Source organism: Haladaptatus sp. R4 (assembly GCF_001625445.1).
In the GTDB taxonomy this organism is placed as follows: domain Archaea; phylum Halobacteriota; class Halobacteria; order Halobacteriales; family Haladaptataceae; genus Haladaptatus.
In genome coordinates, this window is sequence record NZ_LWHG01000021.1 from 68,960 (window position 1) to 86,250 (window position 17,291).

Consider the following 17,291-nt stretch of genomic DNA (forward strand, 5'->3'; position numbering starts at 1 on the left):
TTCAGTGTTTGGCGAACGATTCTTCGATTGGAAATCTGACAATTACCCCACCGTCCGACGAGTCGTTTCCACCACGTGGGCGGTGTCGTCTACGGTGGCGGATAGCTCCTCGTCGTCGAGCCGAAAGGATAGCACGTATCGTCCGTTGTTCCCCTCTGAGACGAGCGACGCGTCGTTCCCCGCGAATTCGAGTTCCCACAGGTAGGAGGACCGAACGGACCGCCCGTGACGGTGGTAGAACGCGTCCACATCCGACTGACCGAGCAGGCAGAATCCGACAGGGCCGATGATGAGACAACCGCACGTCCCGCAGTTCGCACGAAATCGCGGGGCGAGTCGCTCGGGTTCGACCGGTTCGACGGCCGTCGTCATCGGGTCGTAGCACTTCGGGCAGGTGCCGACCAGCGACAGTTCGACGGCGTGGAACACCAACGTCGTCGCCAGTTCGACCAGTTTTCCGACCGTCGCGTCCGCCGCAGCGTTGGGCGGCAGTCCCCACTGAAACAACAGGTGGTCGTTTTCGCAAGCGACCGAGAGGATTCCATTTTCGTACCGTCCGACGGCCGTTTCGTCGCAGTCGATGCACGTGCTGTCGAGTTCGACTGGGCCGAGCGTTTCGCGTTCGGTGTAGGTCCCGGCGAGGATGGACGCAGCCATCTCGATACCGGCGTAGTTGAGCCGATACCCTTCCTCGGTCTTCTCGATGAAGTGACCGCGGAGTTTTTTCAGGTGGTAGAGAAACCGACCCGAATCCCGGACGCCGACGCCTTTCCGCAACTCCGCGAAGGGGAGAGCGGGGTCCCCCGGTGATTCGCGCTGGGCGTTCGAGAGTTCTCGAACGATTTCGACACGCGTCGAGTCGCTCAACGTACTGAATGCCGCTGCCGGGTCGGTCGCGTCCTCTGGCGAACCCATGTTCGGTATCCGCATTCGAGCGTCGAGAGGCGTAAACCCTTCCCTTAGCCCGACAATTCACACCGCGTCGAGTTGCTCCATGAGCGAGAGCATGTCGCTCTGCGTCCACGTTTCGATGAGACGCCCGTCCTCGAACCGGTCGATCTCGATGGCGCGGAGCGTCACCGCCGTTCCCGTCGGTTCGATGCCGACCATCGCCCCGTCCTGCGTGCCGACCATCGTCCAGCGAACGGCGACCTTGTCCTCGACCGCGAACGAATCCTCGATGGTGAACGACATGTCCGGGAAGATCTCGCGGGTCGAATCCGCAAGCGCCGTGTACAACTCCGGTCCACGCAGTTCCTCCGCGAGATCCCGGTCGTGAATGACGTACTCGGGATGGACGAGTTCCGTTGCGATGCCGGGATTCTCCCCGTTCCATACTCCCTCGTAGAGGCGGTGAACGCGATCTTCGTGTTCGTTGGCGCTCGTCATGTTCGTCCGATCAATCGTCGTCCCGATGCGTTACGTTTCCGGCGACCGGATCGTGCCCGAGATCCGCGCCGAACGTGTGTATCAGTCGGATATTCAACTAATAACCGAACTGATACAATAAGTCAACGAATATGACTGTATAGTTTAGATGCATTTTTAGTTGGTTGAACGTATTCGTCCGTTTGCACATGCCTACAACACGACGCAACGTATTGGGCGCAGTCGCAACGCTCGCCGCCGTCGGCGCCGGTGCAACGCAGGTTATCGGAAAGAACGGACTCCCCATCGAACTCACGCAAGTCGCGTCCGAGGAGGAGTTCGTCGTGTTCGAGAACACGTCGATGGACGACGTGGACGTCTCCGGTTACGTCGTTGCGTTCGAGTACGGCAACCCGGACACGGACCAGCGAAGGACGCTGCCGGACGACACAGTCATCGGCAACGGCCAGTCGTTTATCGTCGCAACCGGTGCGAAACGGGTCCCGGAAGCGGACGTGAAGTTCGATTACGAGGGGGAGGTCCTGAACAACGACGACGAGGACGTCGTCGCCCTGCTCACACCGGACGAATCGACCGTCATCGCCAAGGGAACCGCCAGTTCCGTTTCCGACACGACGACCACTGACGGAAGCGAGTCCGGTGGGGACGACGGGAGCGACGAGACGACCACGACCGAAACCGAGGACGGTTCGGCCGACGAAACGACCGACGACGGCGGGTCGACCGATACCGAATCCGAGAACAGTGGATCGTCGAATGACGATACGACCGAGGGAGAATCCGACGACAGCGGCACATCGAACGGGAAAACGACTGAAAAGTCGGGCGACGACGATTCCGACCAGGATTGCTGAATCGCCGGAACAGCCCCACCGTCTCGTGCGGTGATTTTTACTTTCGCTTCGGACCACCGCGTTAAGATGACGCACGGCGAACCGAGTATCATGTCCGACCCGACACTCGATGACGAGGCACAGCGACGATTTCCGGTTCCGGAGTACGACGAACTCCCCGACAACCTCCGAGAGCGTATCGACGTGGAGACCGAACGCGCGGGGTTCACGCCGAACGTGTTCGCGGCGCTCGCGTACAAGCCCTCGCACTTCCGCGCGTTCATGGCCTTCCACGACGCGCTCGTGGACGACACGTCGCTCGACCGTGAGGAAGTCGAGATGATCGTCGTCGCCGTCTCGGGCGTCAACCACTGTTATTACTGCAACGTGGCGCACGGTGCGCTCGTACGCATCTACGCGAAACAGCCGACGCTTGCGGACCAGTTGGTGGCGAACTACCGACAGGCGGACGTGAGCGAGAAACGGATGGCGATGCTCGACGTGGCGGTGAAACTAACCGAACGCCCGACGGAGGTCTCGGAGGACGACCTCCAACGACTGCGCGACGTCGGCTACAGCGACGAGGAAGTCTGGGACATCGGGAGCGTGACGAGCTTTTTCAACCTCTCGAACCGAATGGCGCTGTTCGCCGACTGGCGACCGAACGACGAGTTCCACACGATGGGCCGGTAGGCGGGAGCAGTCGGCGTCGGCCGCCAACAAACCCCGGGTGAACACTGAGAGTAGCAAGAACGGCGTCCGACCGTTTTCGCGGTCGAGGAATATTCCGGATGCCGTGGTTCGAGAGTAACTTCCTCGGCTGAAAAAGTCAACCACGAAACAGACGATATCGTATCTATCGTGGACATGCACATCGCCGGTTTGGGCGTCCTCATTATCATCGTCGGGATTTCCCGGTTCTATTTCTCCGGACTGACGACGCTCCGAATCGGGGATGATGGCGAAGTCGGGAACAGTACGAAGCGATACACGAAAGCATGGGGAGTCGGACTCGTTGTACTGGGACTCGCCGTGATAGGATTGGCGTTCTCGGGGTCGTGATATATATGTATTATTTCGGCCAAAAATGAATTTCTGAGGGTGCTCCTACTAAGTATCATGAAGAATAGAATCAATGATGGTCTGATTATGACCGGCGTTGGTGCAGTCATGCTTATCGGACTTTATCTGACGATACCGCTTCCACTCCAAGGGAAAACCGCGGAGTACAGTGGAGGAATGCGGACGATTCCACCGATCTTTCCGTTTGCTTTCGCGGCGATATTCTTCCTCATCGGTGTCACTGCACTTCTCGGAATCTATCCCGGGTGGGGCCTCGCGTGGGATAACCAGAGTTGAAGGGTGAACTGCGGATTAACAGGTGATAGCGGCCGTCAGTTCAACTCGACCGGTTCCGAACCGCCGTCGCCGCCACTTCGACGGCGTCTTTCATGCTCTTGGACGACGCGATATCCTCCCCGGCGATGTCGAACGCGGTACCGTGGTCGACGCTCGTCCGGACGATAGGCAGACCGACGGTCATGTTCACGCCGCTTACCTCTCCGCCCGTGCTGAACCCGAGCATCTTGATCGGGACGTGTCCCTCGTCGTGGTACATCGAAACGACGCAGTCGAACTCCCCGCGGGCCGCCCGGACGTATATCGTATCGGGTGATTCGGGTCCCTCGACGTCGATTCCATTCTCCCGAGCTGCCTCGACTGCCGGTGCGATTTCCTCGGCCTCCTCGTCGCCGAGGAGACCGCCATCGCTCGCGTGCGGATTCAGCCCCGCGACGGCGATGCTCGGGTCGTCGATACCGAGGTCGAGCAGACCGTCCCGCGTAACCCGAATCGTTTCGAGGACGTTCTCGGTCGTCACGAGGTCACAGGCGTCCCGGAGCGGCACGTGCGTGCTCACGTGCGTGACGCGAAGGTCGTCCTCGACGAGCATCATCGAGTAATCCGTGACGCCGGTTCGGTCGGCGAGCAATCCCGTGTGACCGGCGTGTTCACTTCCGGCCATCCGAGTCGCCTGCTTGTTGATAGGTGCCGTGACGACGCCATCGACATCCCCCGCCAGCGCGAGTTCGATGGCTCGTTCGACGTACTCCAAACTCGCCGCACCGAAGTCCTCGCGGAGCGCGCCCCATTCGTGGTTCGCGACGTTGTCGAGGTCGAGAACGTCGATGGTATTCGGTTCGAAGGCGGCATCACCGACGTCCGGTATCGACCGGACACCGAGGTCGATAGCACCGTCTGGGATCGCCTCGCGCATCACGTCGGCGTCCCCTACCACGAGAAGGTCCGCATCCGCCCGTGCCTCGGGGTACGCCTTCGCTATCACTTCCGCGCCGATACCACCGGGGTCCCCCATCGTCAGCGCCAACCGTGGGTTTCCGTCCATCGCTCATCGTTTCGCCGGTGAATCGCTTCACTGTTTTCCCGTCGTCGGATAATCGTTTCCGGCGCTGTGGAGTGGGTCGGAGTCGAACTGATCGTTCAGCGCCCGTTTCACATCGGTACGCGGCGAAGGTGGTCGAGCGCGTCCGAGATGGTACCGTCCTCGCCGAAGGCACCCGCCTTCGTCACGAGCGGTGTCCCGTCGGCGAGACCGCCGCGAACTTCGCCAACCGGAACGCCGCTGGTGACCTCCTCCCCGCGCAGGGCGATACCACGAGCGTCGAGTTCGCCGAGGACGCCCTTCGTGACGGCACCGCCGGTGAGAAAGAGACCATCTGGGGCGTGCTCCGTCCAGACCGATTCGGTCGCGGTGGCGAGGGCCTCCGTAACGCGCTCACGAGCCTCGCGGTCACTCACTCCGGCCTCGGCGGCGGCACCGAGCACCATGTCGACATCGGCCGGGTCGCACGCCGAGGTGAGGACGACTGTTTCCTCGTCAGCCAAACGGTCGGTACACGACACGGCCGCGGCGCGAACGGCGGCCTCGACGTCGTGGACGGCCCGCACTGCATCGAGGTGGACGACACGGTCGGCGGGAAGCGCGTCGAGTTGCGCGAGCGTCCGCTCGTTCACGCTCCCCGAAACGCCGAACGCCGTTCCCGATGGGTTCTCGGCGAGCGAAGTGCGGTCCGCCGTCGGTGTCGCCCGAACGCGAACGTGTTCGGCGAGGCCGCCGCTCCCGACGAGGAGCACGTTCCCGTTGGCGTCGTCACACCCGCTTGCGATGGCGTCGAGATGAACGTCGTGGACGGCGTCGAAGGTGACGAGACGCCCATCGTCGAGTGCCGCTGGAACGTCGTTCGTGCCGACCACCTCGATACCCGCGTGAGAGACGTCACTCGCCCCTTGCTGACGGAGGTGGTCGGGAAGCCGAGGGGAGTGTACCGGACTGTCCGGGTCGTTTCCCGCCTCCGTGTCGGTGACGAGCACTCCCTCGGTGAGATGATACCCGCACGCCGTAACGCGACCGTTCGACGGGAACGCGGGTGCCACGGCCGCCGCGTCGGCGTCCATCGCGGCCATTGCTGCCTCGATTTCGGCGGCGAGGTTCCCGCGTAACGTGGAGTCCACCTTCTTGTAGACGGTGGCGGCGTCGATATCGGAGATGACGGTTGCGACGCGGGAAGCGGCTTCGTTCGGGGCAACGTAGCGGGAGTCGGTATCCACGACGAGAACCGCGGCGTCGGGCGATTCGAAATCGGGGTCCAGTCGGACGACCGTCTCGAACCCGCGGGCCGCGAAGCCGTGGCCGGTATCGGTCGCTCCCGTGAGGTCGTCGGCGACGACCAGCGTTCGGTCAGTCATCGAACCCGAAGGCGAAGTCGCCGTCGTCATCGAACGCGAGGGGGCGCAGGTCACCCACTCTCGTGTCGTCTCGCTCCCGGAGTTCATCCGCGACGGGTTCGGAGACGTAGAGTTCGTCCGGCTCCAGCGTGTTCCGGATGTAGCCGATACGCAGGTCTTTCGGGTCGCGGACGCCCGTCATCGAGTACGCCAGCAGGAGCGTCGTTCGATCGCTCGGCGAGACGATGGGGATGTGTGCCCGCGACGGTTCGCCGCTCGTCACCGTGTTCAGGTAGGTATCCACGAGGTCCAATCGCTCGACGAGGTCTTCGTAAACGAAGTCAGCAAGGCCCACCCCGAGACCGTTACCGTGCGAAGCGGCGGTGATCGTTCGGACGTAGATGCGCCGAATTTCCGGTGAGTCGGGTTCGTGCTCGTCGAGGAACTGATACCGCCCGAGGACGTTCGTGTCCATTCCGGTTCCAGAAACCTCCTTTCCCATCTCGTCCACGATGAGGAGGTCGAGTCGATCGACCGGAAGCCCCGGAAAGAGCTCCTTCGAGCGCTCCAGCAGTTCGGGTTCCCGGTCGGGAATGTCCCCGACGGGAACGCCCTCGATGTGTGCCGCTCGGTCGCGTGCGTTCTCGACGAGGGCGATGCCGCCGACCACTGGCGCGTGTTCGAAAATTAGGGCGGCGCGCTCCGCGACGACGGTTCCGAGACCGCGCGTGATGGCGGCGTTATGCATCTCCTCCGCACCCCGTTGCTTTCCGAGGCCGACGACGCACATCTTGGTCACCCCCGATTCCACCTCCGCGTGGAAGTCGGTGTGGAGTTTCACGCGATTTGTGAGGAGGACGGCGTCCGCGTCGAGCGCGACCGTCGAAACGGGGACGGGACGACCGGTTTCGTCCTCGGCGACCGATTCCACCGTCATCGCGTCGCGTATCTCGCAACCGAGGCGTTCCTCGGTGACGCCGTACTCCGCGAGAACTGACCGTTGACCCTCAGGGGTTCCACCGCCGTGACTTCCCATCGCCGGCATCACGAACGGCTGGTAGCCTCGATCCGCGAGTTCGGCGACCGCCGCCTCGACGAGTTCGGGCATGTCGTGGATACCACGGCTCCCGACAGTGATTGCGACCTCGGCTCCCGGGTCGAGATCGGAGAGTGCCGGGATGTCGTCCACCGCCGCGCGCGTCGCGGAGGCCACGTCGTCGATCTGGGGCGGGTCGCGTTCTCGCGTGGCATACGCGACCCGTGGGAGGTCCTCGATTTCGACGTCGTTGACGTTCTCGAATTCCGTCGGGCGTGGAACGTCAAGCGTAACCATGCGTTCAGTTCTCGACAAATAGACTTAGTTCTGTCCGTGGGGAACAAAACTCCACGTCCGGTGGGCGTTCGTACCGCGTGCGAATGGAACACGGAACGAAGCTTCGATACGTAAACGAATCCCGCGGAGCGGACTGCTGCCGTGTCGCGACAGGAACGCGAAGGCTCGGACCGCGCGCCACCAGTATCCTGGAAATTGAGGGAGGTACAGGGAATACGCTGCGGTGAACGAATATCGAGTGAGCACAGTGAGAGTCTCTTCGTGCTTGAACGACGGAATGGCATCGGTCGCGGCGGAGTTCCCCGGCCACATGACTTTCTTAACTTCGAACGGATACTTCACGTGATGGCCGACTCGTCAAGTGGCCTCAAGACTACGGAGGGGTCGTCCACATCGAACCAGTCTTCGGACGCTAGCGCCGTGTATACGCCGCCGAAACTCATGAACAGCCTCCGCGCTCCACTGACCAGAACACGCGAGTGGCTCTTTCTCGTCGAGAATCGGATGCTGATCGCGGTCGGCTTCCTCGCCGTGGTCTTCTTCATCCTCCTTGCCATCGAATTGCTAACCAGCTTCGACAAGGAGACGTTGCAGCCGTTGTTTTACATCTTCGGAGCGCTGATCGGCGGTAATTTCACGCTCATCACGATCGTGATCTCGATCAACCAACTCGTCATCTCACAGCAGCTCGGCGCACCGGGTGATCTCCGCCGACAGATAGAGGAGACGAACAAATATCGGGAAGCGGTGGAAGAGGAGGTCGATCGTGACGTCGCGCCGGTTACACCCACGGACTTCCTGCAACTCCTGCTCGACCAGACCAAGGCCCAACTCGACACGGTAAGCGATGAGTTGGATGACGTCTCCGATACCGAAGCACGTGACGACCTCGAACAACTCGTTTCACGTCTACGGACGCATATCGAACACGTCGAAACCCTCCTGAGCCGGGCCGAAGTCGGGTTGTTCGAAGCCCTGTCGGTCACGCTTCAAACCAACTACTCACAGGAGATATTCGAGATACGGACGCTCATGGACGATCATTCCGACCAGTATTCGGACAGGGTGGGGGACGCGCTGAACGACCTGGTGGTTCGACTCGAACAGATCGACGTGGCTCGTCAGTATCTCAAAACCCTGTACATCCAGGACGAGTTGGCGAAGATTTCGCGCGTCCTACTCTACACCGGTATCCCCGCGGTGGTGGTCGCCATCATCATGATGCATCAGTTCGCCGCGTCCAACCAGGCAGTCCTGACGCCGACGGTATTGTCGGCCCTCGTACCGGTGGCGCTGACCATCGGTATCGCCCCACTGAGCGTTCTCTTCGCGTTCGTGTTACGGGTCTCGATGGTCTCACAGCGGACCGTCGCCATCACGCCCTTCACCACGCCGAGCCAGGAGGAGAGCATCAGTCCTGATTCGTTAGTCGAGGATACGTCGGACTCGGATCCCTCAAGCGACGGGCAATAAAATTCGATTTACAGCGTTCACGTCGCGACCACGCGGGGTCAGTCGCTGACCTGCTCCGCCACGGGTGCGCTCTCGTTCGCACCGAAGAACGTCGCCGCCCCGCCGTACAGTTCGATGTCCGCGCCCAAACTCGTGAGCTGGACGACCGGCGGGTCGGCGAGGACGTACTCGTCCAAGTGGCGGTGGATCCCATCCAAGATCCGGTCGGGGTTTTTGAGCGCGACGACCCGCCGAGCGTGATGATCCCGGGGTTGAACATGTTCGCGATCGCACCGATACCGGCGGCGTTGTACCGCGCCACGCGGTCGAGGACGTCCCCTGCGAACTCGTCACCGTCGTCGGCCGCCGCGAACACGTCGGGGGCGGAAACCTCGTCCATCGAGCGAAGCATCGAGGATCGATCGTCCGTCGCCAGGAGGTGACGAGCGAACTGCGGAATTCCTCGACCCGAGCAGTAGGCCTCCCACGCACCCCGAACGCCGGTGCTCGACAAGTCGCCATCCGCGACGATGGGGACGAGTCCGACTTCCGCAGCGTAGCCCTCTTCACCCCGAACAGGCGTGCCGTCGATGACGACGCCCGCACCGATTCCCGTTCCGAACGTGACGTGGACGACGGTATCGGATCGGAACCCCGATCCGAAGGTGTCCTCCCCGATTGCGGCCGCCGTGCAGTCGTTTTCGACGGCCGTCGGAAGACCGAAGGCGTCCTTCATCGCGGCGGCGACCGGAATGTCGTGAATCGTCTCGCCGTCCGCCGTATCGAACTCGTCGATGACGCCCCGCTCGGCGTCGACGAGTCCGGTCGTCGAAACGGAGACGTGCCGGATCGTTCCGGGCGATTGCGTGCGGAGACGGTCGACGATATCGACGAGTTGCGCCGTCAATCGCATCGGGTCCGTCGGTTCGGTCTCGACCGTTACGGGCCCCTCACGCGTGGCGGGTCCGTACCGAATCCGCGTGCTCCCGATATCGATGACTGCGACGGAGGATGTAACGCTCACGGAACGGGCTTCGCTAGGTATTCATATTATTATGCCCCCCATAACTGTCTTTTTGAATACCTGAAGGTCATTTTACCATACGTTCGTAACTATCCGTCGAGGTTACTGTATCCCTGAAACGCCCCTCCGTATTTCGTCGCGTATCCACGGAGAAAGCCGTGAGATTCGATCCACTCGGGGAAGGAGGGACGTTACAGGCACCGATTGACTATTGAGCAAAGCGACCTTTCGAATGGGACCGCTGACTTCGACCGTCTTACTGTCGGCTTGTTGATTGATTCGTTTGGATGCGCGCATCCGGAAAGTCAGAGTACGAAAGCAGGCGACGCCGGTCCGGACTGCAACTGACAGGGTTCAAAATTCTTCGCGCGTCACGTTGCTCCCGCTCACGAAGTTGTTCGCGGAAGCAAGTGGGCGCTGCAGGATTGTGAACCACGGTCGTTTCGCTTCACTCCACTCCCTGATTCGAATCCTTCGCGTGACATCATTCGCTCGTCACGTTCGTTCCTCGCAGAATGATGGGCGCTGCAGGATTTGAACCCGCGGCAACTTGGTCCGAAGCCAAGCACTCTGTCCAGACTGAGCTAAGCGCCCGCACTCAATCGTACTGCCCCCTACTTTTTAAACGTCGTGGTTTCGTCTCGTGGAAATCACATTCCGACCATTTATACCGCGTCGCCCGAGTACGTCGCCGTATGAGTACAGACGGACGTGCGAAGGGACTGTTCGAACTCACACGTCCGGGCAACACGTTCGCCGCGGGAATGCTCACGTTCATCGGGGCGTTCGTGGCGGGCGGCGTGTTCACCGATTCACAGCCGGTGCAGGTGGTCGCGGCCGTGGTAGCGACGTGGTTGGCGACCGGCGCGGGCAACGCCATCAACGACTACTTCGACCGGGATATCGACCGCATCAACGCGCCGGACCGACCGATTCCACGGGGGGCGGTGTCCCCGAAAGGAACGCTGCTCTTCAGCATCGTCCTGTTCGTCGGGGCCGTCGCCGCGGCGCTCTTGCTCCCGGTGTTCGCCATCGCAATCGCGGCGCTGAACCTCGTCGCGCTCGTCGCGTACACGAAACTGTTCAAGGGGTTGCCGGGCGTCGGAAACGCGGTCGTCGCCTATCTCGGCGGCAGCACGTTTCTCTTCGGGAGTGCCGCAGTCGCGGCCGACGCCGGGAGCACCGCGATTCCGGTGGACGGAATCCGAACCGCGGCCATCCTCTTCCTGCTCGCCGCGCTCTCGACGTTCACGCGCGAGATCATCAAAGACGTGGAGGACATGGACGGCGACCGCGAAGAGGGGTTGAACACGCTTCCGCTGGCCATCGGCGCGCGACCCGCGACGATTTTCGGAACGGTATTGCTCGTCGTCGCCGTGCTCGCCAGTCCACTCCCGTACCTGTGGGGGGTGTTCGGACTTCCGTATCTCGCCGTCGTCGTCCCGGCCGACGCGGTCATGCTCTATGCGGCCGCCGAAAGCTTCGGAGATCCGACAGCAGGACAAAATCACTTGAAGTACGGGATGTTTCTCGCCGCGGTTGCGTTCGTCGTCGGTCGAATCGCCGTTCTCTTTTGAGCGTTCCTACCGTTTCAGATAGCAATCAAAAAGAATATAAGTAGAACCCAATATATTAATTCCAGATGAAACCGGGGGAGAAAACCGGCACCCGTTTGCCTCCTCTGCCGTTCGCTGTCAGTCCAATGGGTGTGACCCTGTACACTGAGGAACCATCATGTACAATTTAGGAGAGACGTTCTCGGGAATGGAGGTTAGCCCGGGGACGAACCTGCTCGTTGCTGGTCCACCGATGACCGGAAAGCGGCGTCTCACGTTCGATGTGCTCGCACATGGAGATGACAGTGGCACGATCATCGTGACGACGAAGAGCACCGGCAAGCAGGTGTTGTCGGAATACGAATCGCGTCGCACCGACGGTGATTCTCCGATCGGTATCGTAGACTGCGTCTCGAAGCAGCAAGGAATGAATCCGGGGCGCGTAGATGGTATCGAGTTCGCATCTTCCCCCGTGGACATGACGGGCATCGGAATCAAACTCTCGGAGTTCCTCCAGCGGTTTTACGATTCGGGCGTCCGGTCGAACCGAATCGCGTTCGACTCGCTTTCGACGCTGCTGATGTACTCGAATCTGCAGACTGTCTTTCGATTTTTGCACGTCTTTACCGGCCGCGTACAGAGTGCGGAAGCGCTCGGACTGTTCGTCATCGACTCGTCGGCACACGACGCGAAGACGATGAGCACGCTTCGGCAACTGTTCGACGGCGAGATCGAGATCCGTGAAGCGGACGGGAACGAATCGGAAGTCCGAATGAAAGGCATCGGTCCGACGACCGACTGGCAGCGACTATAGAAGAGCGAATCCTTTTGCGCGCCCGTCACGTCAGTTCCCCCATGCCAATCGAACGAGATGACGAACTCCGAGACGTCCTCGAACTCGACACCGTTGCGGTGGTCGGTTGTTCCTCGACGCCCGGCAAGGACGCCCACGAGATACCGAAATACCTCCGAAATCACGGGTACGACGTGATCCCCGTCAACCCGTTCGCGGACGAGATTTTCGGCCGTGAAGCGGCAGACTCGCTCGCCGACGTGGACGAGGAAATCGACATCGTGGACGTGTTCCGACCGAGCGAAGAGGTACCGGACATCGTCGATGCCGTCCTCGAACGGGACGACGTGGACACCGTCTGGTTGCAACTCGGAATCCGTGACGACGAAGCAGCAAAACGGGCGGAGGACGCCGGAAAACGCGTCGTCCAGGACCGCTGTATGAAGGTCGAACACGGTCGGCTGATTGGATAAAAACGGGGGGAACTCCCTCGTCCTACTCCTCGGAACTCCCTCGCCTTATTCCGCTGGTTCGTAAACGTACAGACAGTCGTTGCTGTACGACCGGCCGAACTTATCCGCGTCCTCACAGCAGAGCACGCGACCGTCGTCCATCACGTTGACGTTGTCCACGTTGATGAGGGCGTCGTCGGCGATGTCCGCCGGGTCGCTGGCGTCCGGGCCGACGATGACGGGTTCGAGCGTCGAGACGTTGTAGTCGTCTTCGAGTTCGGCGCGGTAGACGACACCGCCATCGACGCGGTCCAGTCGGATATCGCCCAACGTGTCCGCGAGCGCGTCGTTGAGCGCGGAGATGGCGAAGTAGACGTAGTCGCCGGGTTTCGCGCCGTCCTTGCTGTCGACACCCTCGGCTTTGTTGAACTCGATGGTCGCGCCGATCTCCTTGGCGGCGGCGCGGGTTTCGAGGAACGGAACCTTCCGGAGGTCGTCGTCCACGCCGTCCGGCCCGTCGCTCTCGTACTGTTTCGCCCACTCGACGATCTGCTCGTTCGTGATGTAGTTCCGGTTGCCGTTCTCGACGACCGCCTTGTCCGCCTCTTCCAGTGCCGCGTCGAGGTCGTCCTCCCAGTCGGTGTCGGCGTGGGTTTCGAGGTAATCGACCTGCGTGACGTCGTCGTACTCGGCGATCCACTCCTCGACTTCGTAGTTGGCGGCGTGACCCAGTTCCAGCCATTCGAATTCTAGGTCCACGTCGGCTGGCGGGTTTTTCTTCGCGGCGTCCGCGTTGGTCACTTTGGGCGCGTACAGCGTGCCTGCGACGTTCATCGGGTCGCAGTAGCCGTCGATCTCCTCGTCGGCGACGAACTTGTAAATCCCCTTGCTGTCGCCATCCGAACAGCCGTACACCGTCCGTTTGTCGCTCTGGATGTCCGGACACTCCCACGAGGCGCGGCCCATCACGTAGTATTTGATCGGCTGTGGCGTCTCGGCCGCCGGGTCGCGATAATCCACGAAGTAGCCGTAGCGGTACGGGTTCGGGTAGACGTCCCCGATGGGAGTCATCGTGTTCTTCCCGTCGGAGGATTCGTCCACCGCGAGCGAGGTCTGATCGACGCGCTCCGCGCCGAGATAGTACGCGAGAAATTCGAGTCCGGTCAACGCCCAGTAGCCTTGAACGCCCCACGATTCGTCGCCGTAGTAGTCGTCGATGGCTTCCTGAATCCCGTTCGGGTTCGGTCGGTTCCAGAATTGGCAGCCTCCGATGAGGTTCGTTCCGGTGCCCTTCTCCACGATGTCACCCACCGTGGCGGTCAGGGAAACACGGGGCTGTGCGTAGTTTTCCTCGGCGGATATCATCGTGTTCCACGGGGAGGTGTCGCCGTAGCAGTTGATCCGCGTTCCGCCCAATTCGCGCAACTGCTCGGTGTTCGCGAGGTTGATGGCGTTTTCGAGGTCCGCGTCCCATTCCCCGTCCTCGCCCCGTCTGAGCGGAATACGGGAGACGTTTCCGGGGCTGTTCTCCCAGTTCGTGAACAGGTAGCCCTCGGTTCCGTCCTCGTTCGTCGGGATGAACTGGTTGCAGTCCGGGTTCGATGCGGTATCTCCGTACTGCGTCCCGGCGAATTTCTCCTGGGTGATGTCCCACCCGTCGGGGGTCTGTGAGACGCCGAGGCGTTCGGTTCCGCCGTTGATCCGGTCTTCCTCCTGTGCGATGAAAGTGAACTCCCCGTCCGCACCGCGAATGGTTCCTTGTTCCTCGTTCGTCTGCGGCGTGGATAGTTCGGAAAAGTCGTCGTTGGTTCCGTCCATCGAGAACTGGAACCCCTTGAAGTATCCCATCCCTGACCGGTTGTACGGTGCGGGGTTGTCGCGGCTCGGGTGCTGGAGGCTGAACATCGGCGTTCCGTCGTCGAACACGAACGGCCCGGTCACTTCCGCGCCGAACGCGGTCGAGGAGAAGCGCTTGAGGCTCCCCTTCACGTAGGGCGCTTTCGGCGTGTCGTCGTCCTCTGGCGGTTCGGTGCTCTCGATCGCTATCGCTTGCGGTGAAACGCTCGCTCCCAAGGCGGCAGCGGCGGACGTGGCCATCAGTTTGCGTCGGGTGAACTCGACCATGCAAGCGGTGGTTTTCAATAGGAACTACATGTAAATTTATAATAGGAGTATGTGAGATATGGCTTTCTCACGACCGAACTGGGAGTTATGTACAGATTATGCTGACACTGTCACCAGGAGGACTTTTTCGCCTCGAAACTCGATTTTTTCGACCGTCGGGGAGTTCCTCGAACGGTTGGCACGGGAACCCGTACCGATTACCGTCTATTGAGTACGATATGGTATCGAATCAGAGAAAAGTTGCGTGTAAATAGCGAGACATCGTGGAATCGGAAGTTCGGTGCGCTCACTCCATTCCCATCCCTGCCGCGCCCGTACGGATTTCCTCCGCGCGCTTTCGAACCGTTTCGATGTAGCGCTCGATTTCCGGCGGGCGCTTGCCGTAAAACGATGCGACCCAGTTCAGGTCGGTGTAGGGCTGTGTGAGAAAGTACGCGGCCAACGTGTCGCGTCCAGCCTGAATGATTTCCGGCGGAACGCCGCGGTCACCCGTTCCCTCCTCCTGGAAGCCGTTCACGTCGAAGTACACGTCGGCGTACAGTTCCGCCGAGTCCGGGTCGTCGAACCGAACTCCTCGATGGTCAGGTGCTTCGAACCGATACTGCGTCCCGTTCCCGTCCGCCCCGTCCACCGTGACGATGCGGACGCCCAATAGGTACTCCCTGTGCACTTGCGGAATCCCGCTCTCGTTGGTCTGCGACATGGCTGTATTGTCCCGCGAGAACCGATATTCGTCGGCTACTCGCTGTCGGATGCGAGAACGAACGGGGATTAGTAGCTTCGTAATTTCACTATATACCGGTACGGAGAATAGGGTATAGAAACGCGTAGGATACCGAAACCGCGTTTCGGTTATCCTTCCCACTCCGTGAACGACCGATAGATTCCCTTGGAGAGATAGCGTTCGCTGGAATCCGGGAAGATGGTGACGACGGTGTCGGCGGGCGCGTCGATTTCCCCGTCCCTTATCTTTTCGGCGACTTGCCGTGCCGCGACGCTCGCCGCACCGGCCGAGGAACCGACGAGGTGTCCTTCCTCGCGTCCGAGCCGTTTCAACTCGTCGTGTGCGGATTTATCGGGCACTTGGATGACTTCGTCCACGAGGTCGGGGTCGAACAGTTCGTTCGTCGAGGTGTCGTGCGTTCCGATCCCCTCGATTTTGTACTCCTCCTCCGGGACGTCGGCCCCCTTGGTGGTGGAGTACAGCGACCCTTCGGGTTCGACGGCGGCGACGTAGGTGTCGGGGTTCTGGTCGAGGGCGTACTTCGCCATCCCCATCAGCGTCCCCGCGGTGCCACACCCGGCGACGACTGCACCGATATTACCGTCCAGCGCCTCGTACAGTTCCGGTCCCGTCGTCTCGTAGTGTGCTTCGACGTTCAGCGGGTTACCGAACTGCTGTGGGACCACCGCGTTCGGCGTCTCCTCGGCGAGTTGATACGCGCGTTCGATCGCACCGCCCATGCCGTCCGACGTCGGCGTGTTGATGACTTCCGCACCGAGCGCGGCCATGAGTTGTTGTTTTTCCTTGCTGAACCGTTCGGGGACGACGAACACGGCGTTCACGTCGAGTTGCCCCGCCGCGACGGCGAACCCGATTCCGGTGTTCCCGGCGGTCGGTTCGATGACCGTTCCGCCCGGTTCGAGTTCGCCGCGTTCGAGCATCTGCTCGATCATGTACTTCCCGATGCGGTCCTTGACGCTCGCGCCGGGGTTGAACGATTCCAACTTCGCGTATACGGGTACTTCGTCCGGAGCGGCGTGAACGCGGACGAGCGGCGTCCGCCCGACCGTGTCGAGCACCGAATCGAGTGGCTCCCGATGTGTGGTCATGCGGCAAAAAATGACGGGAGGGCTGTTAGTCGTTATTATGTCCGTCGGCGAGCCTTACGTGCTCGCTTCGACCGTCTCGTCCGTCCCGTCATTCGATTCGTCGTTCGATCCGTCGCTCGATTCGGACGACTCGATGTCGGCCAGCACTTCGTCCACGTCGATACCCTCCTCGCGGGCCAACGCTTCGATGAGCGCACGCTGATGTGCGTTTTCGGTTTCGAGCTTTTCGACGCGCTCGTTCGTCGTCTCCAGCGTATCGCGCATATCCTGTATCTGCTCGCGCAGTTCGTTGAGTTTGGCGTACAGTTTCTCCGCCGTTTCGGCGACCGTCTGAAGCTTCTTGGCCGTGCTTCCTAGACCCATACACCGCCGTTCGTTCCGAGGTAATGTGGGTTTTCCGACTCAAGCAAGGAAGTGCAGCCAACCCAAACTGGGAGCATATTCGACCATATTCGCGTGGTACTGGGCGTTATACCTCGGTATGGCGTCGAAATGGAGATTTTCGTATCGGGAAACGCGGGGCGTCTGTAACGCTCGACGGCTATCGCCGACGATTTCGTTCGTCCCGTTCGACCTCCCAAAAGGAAGGCTTGGAACAACCAACTCAACCGATAGTGGTCGCTTTGTCGTCGACAGCGGAGCGTTACCGACTGACAGTCGGCCTATAACAAAGTGACGTGAGGGTGAATGTGTTTCCGTGTTGCCGAACGCCATCGCTCGATCGTGGTCACACGTTTCCGCTCCGCTGCTAGCCGCCG

At 61.1% G+C, this 17,291-nt stretch carries 18 protein-coding genes and 1 tRNA gene; 8 read left to right on the plus strand and 11 right to left on the minus strand.

The features are described 5' to 3' along the window. Nucleotides 1-42 precede the first annotated feature (42 nt). Nucleotides 43-915 (minus strand): helix-turn-helix transcriptional regulator, encoded by an 873-nt coding sequence (locus A4G99_RS09835; protein WP_066142778.1) that lies wholly within the window; start codon nt 913-915, stop codon nt 43-45. 57 nt (nt 916-972) lie between these two features. Continuing rightward, on the minus strand, nt 973-1,389 hold the full coding sequence (locus A4G99_RS09840; RefSeq protein WP_066142781.1) for an ester cyclase: 417 nt from the start codon (nt 1,387-1,389) through the stop codon (nt 973-975). A 212-nt stretch (nt 1,390-1,601) separates the two neighbouring features. Between A4G99_RS09840 and A4G99_RS09845 the strand changes: the two genes are divergently transcribed. The 4 genes from A4G99_RS09845 to A4G99_RS09860 all read left to right on the plus strand — a co-directional run bounded on the left by A4G99_RS09845 (nt 1,602) and on the right by A4G99_RS09860 (nt 3,581). Further along, the gene (locus A4G99_RS09845; RefSeq protein WP_066142784.1) at nt 1,602-2,243 is read left to right on the plus strand and encodes a hypothetical protein; all 642 of its coding nucleotides are present in this window, start codon (nt 1,602-1,604) and stop codon (nt 2,241-2,243) included. A 90-nt stretch (nt 2,244-2,333) separates the two neighbouring features. Continuing rightward, nucleotides 2,334-2,915 (plus strand): peroxidase-related enzyme, encoded by a 582-nt coding sequence (locus A4G99_RS09850; protein ID WP_066145096.1) that lies wholly within the window; start codon nt 2,334-2,336, stop codon nt 2,913-2,915. Between the two features lie 174 nt (nt 2,916-3,089). Continuing rightward, nucleotides 3,090-3,284: a hypothetical protein gene (locus A4G99_RS09855; RefSeq protein ID WP_066142787.1), complete on the plus strand. Its 195-nt coding sequence runs from the start codon at nt 3,090-3,092 to the stop codon at nt 3,282-3,284. A 57-nt stretch (nt 3,285-3,341) separates the two neighbouring features. Next, entirely contained in the window at nt 3,342-3,581 is a 240-nt protein-coding gene (locus A4G99_RS09860; protein WP_150123086.1) for a hypothetical protein, read from the plus strand. Between the two features lie 40 nt (nt 3,582-3,621). On the opposite strand, the gene pdxA is transcribed toward A4G99_RS09860, so the two are convergent. The 3 genes from pdxA to A4G99_RS09875 form a co-directional block, all read right to left on the minus strand. After that, nucleotides 3,622-4,626 (minus strand): 4-hydroxythreonine-4-phosphate dehydrogenase PdxA, encoded by a 1,005-nt coding sequence (gene pdxA, locus A4G99_RS09865; protein ID WP_066142793.1) that lies wholly within the window; start codon nt 4,624-4,626, stop codon nt 3,622-3,624. A gap of 107 nt (nt 4,627-4,733) precedes the next feature. Then, nucleotides 4,734-5,987 carry a four-carbon acid sugar kinase family protein gene (locus A4G99_RS09870; protein WP_066142796.1) on the minus strand — a complete coding sequence of 418 codons (1,254 nt, stop codon included), beginning with the start codon at nt 5,985-5,987 and terminating at the stop codon, nt 4,734-4,736. After that, on the minus strand, nt 5,980-7,299 hold the full coding sequence (locus tag A4G99_RS09875) for a lactate racemase domain-containing protein (protein ID WP_066142799.1): 1,320 nt from the start codon (nt 7,297-7,299) through the stop codon (nt 5,980-5,982). The genes A4G99_RS09870 and A4G99_RS09875 overlap by 8 nt, the downstream gene beginning before the upstream one ends. Nucleotides 7,300-7,644: 345 nt before the next feature. Between A4G99_RS09875 and A4G99_RS09885 the strand changes: the two genes are divergently transcribed. Then, a complete protein-coding gene (locus tag A4G99_RS09885) occupies nt 7,645-8,772 on the plus strand; it encodes a hypothetical protein (RefSeq protein WP_066142805.1) in 1,128 nt (375 codons plus the stop codon). Here the strand turns inward: A4G99_RS09885 and A4G99_RS09890 are convergent. Both A4G99_RS09890 and A4G99_RS09895 read right to left on the minus strand, forming a co-directional pair. Further along, nucleotides 8,711-9,775 carry an ROK family protein gene (locus tag A4G99_RS09890; RefSeq protein ID WP_190303736.1) on the minus strand — a complete coding sequence of 355 codons (1,065 nt, stop codon included), beginning with the start codon at nt 9,773-9,775 and terminating at the stop codon, nt 8,711-8,713. The two genes, A4G99_RS09885 and A4G99_RS09890, sit on opposite strands and share 62 nt — an antisense overlap. Before the next feature lie 519 nt (nt 9,776-10,294). After that, a tRNA-Arg gene (locus tag A4G99_RS09895) sits at nt 10,295-10,369 on the minus strand. A gap of 101 nt (nt 10,370-10,470) precedes the next feature. On the opposite strand from A4G99_RS09895, the gene A4G99_RS09900 reads away from it, so the two are divergent. From A4G99_RS09900 to A4G99_RS09910, 3 genes are all read left to right on the plus strand, one after another. Continuing rightward, nucleotides 10,471-11,352, plus strand: coding sequence for a geranylgeranylglycerol-phosphate geranylgeranyltransferase (locus A4G99_RS09900; RefSeq protein WP_066142808.1), 882 nt, complete (start codon nt 10,471-10,473; stop codon nt 11,350-11,352). Between the two features lie 157 nt (nt 11,353-11,509). Next, the gene (locus tag A4G99_RS09905; protein ID WP_066142811.1) at nt 11,510-12,145 is read left to right on the plus strand and encodes a recombinase RecA; all 636 of its coding nucleotides are present in this window, start codon (nt 11,510-11,512) and stop codon (nt 12,143-12,145) included. 41 nt (nt 12,146-12,186) lie between these two features. Further along, nucleotides 12,187-12,597, plus strand: coding sequence for a CoA-binding protein (locus A4G99_RS09910; RefSeq protein WP_066142813.1), 411 nt, complete (start codon nt 12,187-12,189; stop codon nt 12,595-12,597). A 45-nt stretch (nt 12,598-12,642) separates the two neighbouring features. Here A4G99_RS09910 and A4G99_RS09915 read toward each other — a convergent pair whose 3' ends face one another. The 4 genes from A4G99_RS09915 to A4G99_RS09930 form a co-directional block, all read right to left on the minus strand. After that, nucleotides 12,643-14,700, minus strand: a complete 2,058-nt coding sequence (locus A4G99_RS09915; RefSeq protein WP_066142816.1) for an alkaline phosphatase PhoX — start codon at nt 14,698-14,700, stop codon at nt 12,643-12,645. 286 nt (nt 14,701-14,986) lie between these two features. Then, nucleotides 14,987-15,403, minus strand: coding sequence for a hypothetical protein (locus A4G99_RS09920; protein WP_066142820.1), 417 nt, complete (start codon nt 15,401-15,403; stop codon nt 14,987-14,989). A gap of 149 nt (nt 15,404-15,552) precedes the next feature. After that, nucleotides 15,553-16,533: a PLP-dependent cysteine synthase family protein gene (locus A4G99_RS09925; RefSeq protein ID WP_066142823.1), complete on the minus strand. Its 981-nt coding sequence runs from the start codon at nt 16,531-16,533 to the stop codon at nt 15,553-15,555. A 54-nt stretch (nt 16,534-16,587) separates the two neighbouring features. Beyond that, nucleotides 16,588-16,896 carry a DUF5798 family protein gene (locus A4G99_RS09930; RefSeq protein ID WP_066142826.1) on the minus strand — a complete coding sequence of 103 codons (309 nt, stop codon included), beginning with the start codon at nt 16,894-16,896 and terminating at the stop codon, nt 16,588-16,590. Between the last annotated feature and the right edge of the window lie 395 nt (nt 16,897-17,291).

Bases quoted from the DNA above. Each gene is read 5' to 3' on its own strand.
- A4G99_RS09835 (WP_066142778.1), bottom strand. From the start codon at position 915: ATGGGTTCGCCAGAGGACGCGACCGACCCGGCAGCGGCATTCAGTACG.
- A4G99_RS09840 (WP_066142781.1), bottom strand. From the start codon at position 1,389: ATGACGAGCGCCAACGAACACGAAGATCGCGTTCACCGCCTCTACGAG.
- A4G99_RS09850 (WP_066145096.1), top strand. From the start codon at position 2,334: ATGTCCGACCCGACACTCGATGACGAGGCACAGCGACGATTTCCGGTT.
- A4G99_RS09855 (WP_066142787.1), top strand. From the start codon at position 3,090: ATGCACATCGCCGGTTTGGGCGTCCTCATTATCATCGTCGGGATTTCC.
- A4G99_RS09860 (WP_150123086.1), top strand. From the start codon at position 3,342: ATGAAGAATAGAATCAATGATGGTCTGATTATGACCGGCGTTGGTGCA.
- pdxA (WP_066142793.1), bottom strand. From the start codon at position 4,626: ATGGACGGAAACCCACGGTTGGCGCTGACGATGGGGGACCCCGGTGGT.
- A4G99_RS09870 (WP_066142796.1), bottom strand. From the start codon at position 5,987: ATGACTGACCGAACGCTGGTCGTCGCCGACGACCTCACGGGAGCGACC.
- A4G99_RS09875 (WP_066142799.1), bottom strand. From the start codon at position 7,299: ATGGTTACGCTTGACGTTCCACGCCCGACGGAATTCGAGAACGTCAAC.
- A4G99_RS09885 (WP_066142805.1), top strand. From the start codon at position 7,645: ATGGCCGACTCGTCAAGTGGCCTCAAGACTACGGAGGGGTCGTCCACA.
- A4G99_RS09900 (WP_066142808.1), top strand. From the start codon at position 10,471: ATGAGTACAGACGGACGTGCGAAGGGACTGTTCGAACTCACACGTCCG.
- A4G99_RS09905 (WP_066142811.1), top strand. From the start codon at position 11,510: ATGTACAATTTAGGAGAGACGTTCTCGGGAATGGAGGTTAGCCCGGGG.
- A4G99_RS09910 (WP_066142813.1), top strand. From the start codon at position 12,187: ATGCCAATCGAACGAGATGACGAACTCCGAGACGTCCTCGAACTCGAC.
- A4G99_RS09915 (WP_066142816.1), bottom strand. From the start codon at position 14,700: ATGGTCGAGTTCACCCGACGCAAACTGATGGCCACGTCCGCCGCTGCC.
- A4G99_RS09920 (WP_066142820.1), bottom strand. From the start codon at position 15,403: ATGTCGCAGACCAACGAGAGCGGGATTCCGCAAGTGCACAGGGAGTAC.
- A4G99_RS09925 (WP_066142823.1), bottom strand. From the start codon at position 16,533: ATGACCACACATCGGGAGCCACTCGATTCGGTGCTCGACACGGTCGGG.
- A4G99_RS09930 (WP_066142826.1), bottom strand. From the start codon at position 16,896: ATGGGTCTAGGAAGCACGGCCAAGAAGCTTCAGACGGTCGCCGAAACG.